Genomic DNA, 4,761 nt, shown 5'->3' with positions numbered 1-4,761 from the left:
CCGCGCCCGCTGGTGCGGGGCGGCGGCCTGCACGGTGGCGGCCAGGTGCAGCTTGGTGAGCGCGCCCTGCGGACGCCGCGCACCGGTCGTCCGCCCGTGCTCGGTACGCGCCCGGGAGCGCCGCCCCGCCGCGCCCTCGCCCAGGCCGGGCACGCTCAGCATCTTCGTCCGGAACGGCTCGCCGGCCCGCACGGGCTGCTGTTCGCCGCCCCCGGACGGCTGCCGCTGCCCCGGTTCCTGCTCCCTGCCCTGCTCGGGCACGGACGGCGCGGGCGTGTCGTCGGCGCCGCCCTCGGGCCGCGGCGGTGTGTCGGGCCCGTCGCCCTGCGGGGGCGGGCCGCCGCCACCGGGGCCGTCCGGGTCCGGATCGTCGTCCTCGCCGCTGTTCTGCTCCAGCGTGTCGTCGAGCTTGTCCTCGTCGAGCCCCGGCGCGTCGAACGGGTTGCGCCGGCGCCGATGGGGGAGCGCGAGCAGTGCCGCCTGCCGTACGTCCTCGGCCTGTACGTCGGTACGCCCCGCCCAGGCGGCCAGCGCCGTGGCGGTCCGGGCCATCACGATGTCGGCCCGCATCCCGTCGACCTCGAAGGCCGCGCAGGTGGCCGCGATCTGCCGCAACGCCCCGTCGCCGAGCCGCACTTCGGGCAGCAGGGCCCGCGCATCGACGATCCGGGCCCGCAACGCGCCCTCCTCGTCGGCCCACTTCGAGGCGAAACCGGCCGGATCGTCGTCGTACGCGAGACGCCGGCGCACCACCTCCACCCGCAGGTCGGTCTCCCGGGACGCGGCGACCTCGACGGTCAGCCCGAAGCGGTCGAGCAACTGCGGCCGCAGCTCGCCCTCTTCGGGGTTCATCGTCCCCACGAGCAGGAAGCGGGCGGCATGGCGCACGGAGACGCCCTCGCGCTCCACGTACGAGGCGCCCATGGCGGCCGCGTCCAGCAGCAGGTCCACCAGATGGTCGTGGAGGAGGTTGACCTCGTCCACGTACAGAATCCCGCGATGCGCGTCGGCGAGCAGCCCCGGCTCGAAGGCCTTCACGCCCTCGGCGAGCGCCCGCTCGATGTCGAGCGCCCCGACGAGCCGGTCCTCGGAAGCGCCGACGGGCAGCTCGACCGTCCGCGCCGCCCGCGACACGCCGGACGCGGACTCGTGGGGGCCGTCGGGACACGCCGGATCGGGCGACCCGGGGTCGCAGGAGAACCGGCATCCGGGGACGACGGACACCTGCGGCATGAGCGCGGCCAGTGCGCGCACGGCGGTGGACTTGGCAGTGCCCTTCTCGCCGCGCACCAGCACCCCGCCGACGGCCGGCGAGATGGCGTTGAGCAGCAGGCCGAGGCGGAGATCGTCCTGCCCGACGATGGCGGTGAAGGGATACGGCGTACTCACGAGGCCTCCTTGGTGGCGGCGGTTTCCAGCGGTTGCGGCGGGCGTTGGAGCCCCTGCGGCGATCGAGCGGCGGGGGTCAGGGGGCGCAGTCCCCTCACCTTCGGGTTCCAGGTGCCGCGGGCGCTCCGGGGGCGATGAAGGGAAGTCCCGCCGGCGCGCCCGACTCGATGAGACGCCACAGCGCATCGGTGTCCGCGTGTTCTTCGATCAGGTCGCCGAGGCGGTCGAGCTGCTCCTCGCGCAGCTCGGCGAAGCAGGTGTCGGGGGCGGGCACGAACCGGCGGCCGGCGGCCCGCGCGGTCTCGGTCAGGAAGCGGCGGCGGAACGCGTCGCTCTCCAGCGAGCCGTGCCAGTGGGTGCCCCATACGGCGCCGGACCGGCAGCCGTCGAGGCGGTGCCCCCGCCCGTCGGTGAGGAACGGCTCGCCGCCCCGCACCTCGGCGACGCCGTGGTGGATCTCGTACCCCTCGACGGGGGCACCCAGCGCCTCGCCGACCGGCCGGGCGAGGGTCTTCTCCCGGTCGAAGCGGATGCGTACGGGCAGCAGCCCGAGCGCGTCGACCTGCCCGGCGCGCGACTCCACCTCGTCCTCGATGTGTTCGCCCAGGATCTGGTAGCCGCCGCAGATGCCGAGGACCGGGCGGCCCTCGGCGGCGCGCCGCAGCAGCGCGTCGGCGAGTCCGCGCTCGCGCAGCCAGGCCAGCGCCTTCACGGTGCCGCGGGTGCCGGGCACGATGACGAGGTCGGCGTCGGACAGTTCCTCGGCGCGGTCCACGAACCGCACGACGACACCCGGTTCGGCGGCCAGCGCGTCGACGTCGGTGAAGTTCGACATCAGGGGCACCGCGCACACGGCGACGCGCAGGACGTCCTCGCCGTGCGGCGGGGCGACGACCGACTCCCGTACGGTGCCGCGCAGCGAGACCCGCAGCCCGTCCTCCTCGTCGATGCCCAGGCCGTGGGCGAACGGCAGCACCCCGTACGTCGGCCGTCCGGTGAGATCGCGCAGCATGTCCAGGCCGGGTTCGAGCAGCGACACGTCCCCACGGAACTTGTTGACCAGGTAGCCGGCTATCAGCGCCTGGTCCTCGGCGGCGAGCAGCGCCGTCGTACCGAAGAACGACGCGAAGACCCCGCCGCGGTCGATGTCTCCGACGATCATCACCGGGAAGCGGGCCGCCCGCGCGATGCCCATGTTCACGATGTCCGTGCGCCGCAGATTGATCTCGGCCGGACTGCCCGCGCCCTCGCAGATCACCGCGTCATACGTGCCCCGGAGCTGCTCCAGGCAGTCCACGACGGTGGACAGCAACTGCTCCTGTCTGCCGCCGTGGTAGCCGCGGGCGCTCATCTCGCCGACCGCGCGCCCCATCAGGACGACCTGGCTGGAGCGGTCGCTGCCGGGCTTGAGCAGCACCGGGTTCATCAGCGCGGTCGGCTCCACCCGGGCGGCCTGGGCCTGCATGGCCTGGGCCCGGCCTATCTCGGCGCCCCCGCGGGTGACGAAGGAGTTCAGGGACATGTTCTGCGCCTTGAAGGGCGCCACCTTCACGCCCCGGCGCACCAGCCAGCGGCAGATGCCCGCCGTGACGACGCTCTTGCCCGCGTCCGAGGTGGTCCCGGCGACCAGCAGTCCGCCGCTCATGTCGGTCTCCGTCCTGAGGTGCGCGCACCCGGGGCGTCCGGCCCCGCGCCGCGCGTCGAGGTGATCCGTCGTGCGGCCGCGGCGGCGACCGGCCGGGCCGCCACGCTCACGCCGAGGGCCAGCGCACCGATCCGGCGCGACAGCCGTACGGCGCGTTCGATGTCCTCGGTCTCCACCGCCCGGCCCGTCTCCCCGTTGAGCACGGGGCGGTGCTCGACGCGGCCGCCGTAGGCGAGGGTGCCGCCGAGCCGTACGCCGAGGGCGCCCGCGAAGGAGGCCTCCACGGGGCCCGCGTTGGGGCTCGGGTGCTTGGCGGCATCCGCCCGCCAGGCCCGCAGCGCTCCCCGCGGCCGGCCCCCGGCGGCCACGGCGAGCAGCGCCGTCAGCCGGGCGCCCGGCCAGCCCGCGAGGTCGTCGAGGCGGGCCGAGGCCCAGCCGTAGCGCAGGTAGCGGGGCGACTTGTGGCCGACCATGGCGTCGAGGGTGTTGGCGGCCCGGAAGCCGACGAGTCCGGGGACCCCGCCCAGCGCGCCCCACACCAGGGCGCCGACCACGGCGTCCGAGGTGTTCTCGGCGACGGACTCCACCACGGCGCGGGCGATCTGCGGTCCGTCCAGGGACTGCGGGTCGCGGCCGCACAGATGGGGCAGCCGCTCACGGGCCAGGCCGAGGTCCCCCGCGGCGAGGGCGTCGCCGATGGACCGGGCCTCACGCCCCAGCGACGTACCGCCGACGACGGACCAGGTGGCGGCGGCGGTCAGGGCCACGGACGCGGCGGGACTGCGGCGCAGCGCGCGGGCGGCCAGCGCGGCACCCCCGGCAGCGCCTCCGGCGCAGACCAGGGTGTGCAGTGCGCCCCACCCGCGGTGGTCGCGCCACAGACGGCGTTCGACGCCTGCCGCGGCCCGCCCGAAGGCGGCGACCGGATGTCCCCGGCGGGGATCACCGAGCAGCAGATCGCCGATCAGACCGGCCGTGGCGCCGTACGCGAAGATGCGGTCGGCACGCACGGTTCAGCCGGCCGTTGCGCCTCGAAGGACCCTCGTGCGGGCAGTTGGTGGCAGGGGCGGCACGGATACGGACGCACGGCGGCCGGGCATGGTGATATGTCCTCACTCAGGGTCCGCGCCCTGGTTCGACGTGACCGGCGACGAGAGTCTCCTGGCTCCCGGATCCGCAGTTCCCCCGGTCTTCCAGTCCGCTTGGCGTGGACCGTGACTTCCGGTGGTGGGGGACTGCTCCCCGGTGACAGTGGCGGGACCGCGCCGGATTCGCACCGGCTTCCTCTGCTGTCGCCGTAATGGCTCCGGCAGTCCACCACGCTCCGCGAACGTCAGTCAACCTACCGTTGACCTGCGACGGTGCAGTGTGCTGAGACCCACATCGGGCCGGACGCACCCGAGGTGCGTCCGGCCCGATGAGCAGGAGCGGTAAGGGGCCCGTGGGGCCCGGAGGCCGTCAGGCGACGATCATGTAGATCCCGTAGGCCACCGCCGCCGCGCAGAGCCCGAAGCAGACGTACGCGCCCGCGCGGGCCAGCATCAGGGACCCGCCGGCCTGCCCGCCCTGCGCGGCCGGTTCCGGCTGCTTGGAGAGGCCGACGATGCCCAGGGTGAAGAGGCCCACCAGGGCGACGGTGGCGACGAGAGAGACGCCGAAGACGGTGCCGAGGGCTGCCCAGTCGATGTTCATGGGGATGTGTCCTTAGAGCGTCCGGGAATCGGGGG

At 74.7% G+C, this 4,761-nt stretch carries 4 protein-coding genes and 1 riboswitch; all 4 genes read right to left on the bottom strand.

The features are described 5' to 3' along the window. Positions 1-1,389, bottom strand: a 1,389-nt coding sequence (locus J1C73_RS19145) for an ATP-binding protein (protein ID WP_207317479.1), incomplete at its 3' end; no start/stop codon positions are given. A gap of 94 nt (positions 1,390-1,483) precedes the next feature. Next, positions 1,484-3,034 (bottom strand): cobyric acid synthase, encoded by a 1,551-nt coding sequence (locus J1C73_RS19140; RefSeq protein WP_207317478.1) that lies wholly within the window; start codon positions 3,032-3,034, stop codon positions 1,484-1,486. Beyond that, positions 3,031-4,044, bottom strand: coding sequence for a cobalamin biosynthesis protein (locus J1C73_RS19135; protein WP_207317477.1), 1,014 nt, complete (start codon positions 4,042-4,044; stop codon positions 3,031-3,033). Before J1C73_RS19135 ends, J1C73_RS19140 begins: the two co-directional genes overlap by 4 nt. Before the next feature lie 144 nt (positions 4,045-4,188). Continuing rightward, positions 4,189-4,321: riboswitch (cobalamin riboswitch) on the bottom strand. 171 nt (positions 4,322-4,492) lie between these two features. After that, positions 4,493-4,726, bottom strand: a complete 234-nt coding sequence (locus tag J1C73_RS19130; protein ID WP_123469106.1) for a hypothetical protein — start codon at positions 4,724-4,726, stop codon at positions 4,493-4,495. Positions 4,727-4,761: the final 35 nt, after the last annotated feature.

The organism is Streptomyces laculatispora (assembly GCF_017353455.1).
In the GTDB taxonomy this organism is placed as follows: domain Bacteria; phylum Actinomycetota; class Actinomycetes; order Streptomycetales; family Streptomycetaceae; genus Streptomyces; species Streptomyces laculatispora.
The sequence above is the reverse complement of the archived record's forward strand: the minus strand, read 5'-3'. Positions and strand labels throughout refer to the sequence as shown.